The sequence below is a fragment of the Coprococcus sp. AF21-14LB genome, assembly GCF_003458885.1.
Taxonomy (GTDB): Bacteria; Bacillota; Clostridia; order Lachnospirales; family Lachnospiraceae; genus UBA9414.
In genome coordinates this window covers 1-1,584 of the sequence record NZ_QRVX01000117.1, presented here as the reverse complement: position 1 = coordinate 1,584, position 1,584 = coordinate 1, and the positions used below count along the sequence as shown (strand labels likewise).

The 1,584-nt window shown below is 39.2% G+C and carries 2 protein-coding genes; both read right to left on the bottom strand.

Translation table 11 applies throughout. The features are described from left to right. Positions 1-572 precede the first annotated feature (572 nt). Positions 573-842 carry a C40 family peptidase gene (locus tag DWX73_RS15680; RefSeq protein ID WP_242996912.1) on the bottom strand — a complete coding sequence of 90 codons (270 nt, stop codon included), beginning with the start codon at positions 840-842 and terminating at the stop codon, positions 573-575. Positions 843-891: 49 nt separating this feature from the next. Then, positions 892-1,503: an SH3 domain-containing protein gene (locus DWX73_RS13210; protein ID WP_158556869.1), complete on the bottom strand. Its 612-nt coding sequence runs from the start codon at positions 1,501-1,503 to the stop codon at positions 892-894. Between the last annotated feature and the right edge of the window lie 81 nt (positions 1,504-1,584).

Genomic DNA, 1,584 nt, shown 5'->3' with positions numbered 1-1,584 from the left:
AAGGAATAAATTACTATATTTCGAAACAACGACAAAAATCGCTATACCCCAGTAAACATGAGGGATACAGCGATTTTTTCTTTTTCTAACTGTCAAAGATGGGATTATAATACGGCTTCTATAAATTATCAACTGCGACCAAAAAATTTATTCTTTTACCTTTTTAATTGTCTATACATTTTAATTGAAAATTTTGTCATATTTTGACATCTCAAATGTCAATATCTTTTTCCTTTTTTTTCGACAAAATTCTATTTTTATTATATCTAAACAAAACATCCGTTCTTTTTCTCCCCTAAATAATCCACAAAATCCACATCAAACAGTGTGGATAATGTGGATAAGTAATGTGGATTATAGCTTTTTCCACTATTTTCGGTTTTTTCTATGTGGATAATACGGAAAACCTGTTTTGACAATTTTCTTTCTTTTTTCCTAAAATTTATGCACTTTGTACATTGCTCCTTTACAGTTTTCGACATTTTCTTATTTCCACGCATCTGACAATTTCACAAAAAAAAAGAACATCTTGTCGAAGATGCTCTTTCCTTTTCCCTATCATTCGACGTTGTCTACACCAGTCGCCGAATTGTGATAATGTTCGTGTAGGTTGCTGACGAAATTCCAATACCATGTGTTTCATCAATTGCGTTAACAATTTGACCATCGCCTATATAAATTCCGACATGTCCTTCATAACAAAATACATCTCCCGGAATCGCCTGTTCAAAGGAAACTTCCACGCCGGCGCTTCTCATCTGACTTGATGTTCTTGGCATACTAATTCCAAAATTCGCATACACCGCCTGTACAAAACCTGAACAGTCCGCTCCATTTGTCAAGCTTGTTCCACCCCACACATAAGGATTACCAATAAACTGACAGGCAAAATCAACAACTGCCTGACCTGCAGGTAACTGAGACTGGATCCGCTGCTTCCCGGGCGGCTGCTTCTGCTGCCTGAGCTTCTGCAATGGCTGCTGCTTCCGCTTCCCGTGACTGTGCATAGGCAAATACAGTCTCTTCCGGTTTTGCAACCGCTTCTCCCCTTGCAGCCGCTTCACCTATCAGTTTCTCTGCCTTTGCCTGTGCATCATTTCCTGTTAGAAGGAATTCTGACTTCACATATCCTGTCACTCCGCCTGATTCTACCGGAATCCACTCTCCCACAACTCCCTGGACATGGACAGCACAATCCGGATAAAGTTTACCAACCCATTCACTTTCTTTTGTGGCTTCACTTCTTATATAAAGAAAACTTCCTTCATCTACATTCGTAAAGCCCATATCTAAATACTCACCCTCTTCGGTTGGTGTGACATATTCTTCTGTTTCTATCACTTGACCGGAAGAATCACCGTCATTCAATATCATTGCCGATCCTGTTTTCGGCTCAGCAAGCTTCTCTTCTGTATCTGCCGCAAATGCCTGCTTACCGGTCCAGAATACCGTTCCTGTAAGCGCCGCTGCAAGCAGTCCATACTTCAGTGATTTTGAATACATAAATCTCCCTCCATTATGCATTTTAAAATTGTTACATAAATGTTACATTTGTTACGTTTTATATTCTAACATATCGCTTAT

Bases quoted from the DNA above. Each gene is read 5' to 3' on its own strand.
- DWX73_RS13210 (WP_158556869.1), bottom strand. From the start codon at position 1,503: ATGTATTCAAAATCACTGAAGTATGGACTGCTTGCAGCGGCGCTTACA.